Annotated in this window: 1 pseudogene; it reads right to left on the bottom strand. The window is 69.8% G+C overall.

The window, feature by feature from the left end:
• Positions 1–361 (bottom strand): annotated as a pseudogene (locus EN851_RS34600) (sensor histidine kinase N-terminal domain-containing protein); the annotation flags it as partial.

Below are 361 nucleotides of genomic sequence, written 5' to 3'. Positions count from 1 at the left end.
GCTCGCACGCGTTCCATATAGGCGTTGAGCGCGTCGATCAGCGGCCGGATCTCGCTTTGCGCGCCGGGAACCTCGACCGGGTCGAGATCGCTCCGGTCCGGCGAGCGCACCGCATCGCGCAGCCGCAGCAGCGGCGCCAGGCCGCGGCGCAGGCCGAGCAGCACGAACACGCCGGCGATCGCCACCAGCGCAAGCTGCTGGGCGAAGGCGCTCAACCACAGACGTCTCACCATCGCGTCGTGACCGCCGAGCGTCACACCGACCGTGACCGTGATCGGCGAATCCGACCCGGCACCAATGACCGTATGGCTGAGCGTCGCCAGCCGCAGGCGGTGATCGCGAAAGCGGGTCTCGATGCTGC

This window comes from Mesorhizobium sp. M8A.F.Ca.ET.208.01.1.1 (genome assembly GCF_004791315.1).
Lineage (GTDB): Bacteria > Pseudomonadota > Alphaproteobacteria > Rhizobiales > Rhizobiaceae > Mesorhizobium.
The sequence above is the reverse complement of the archived record's forward strand: the minus strand, read 5'-3'. Positions and strand labels throughout refer to the sequence as shown.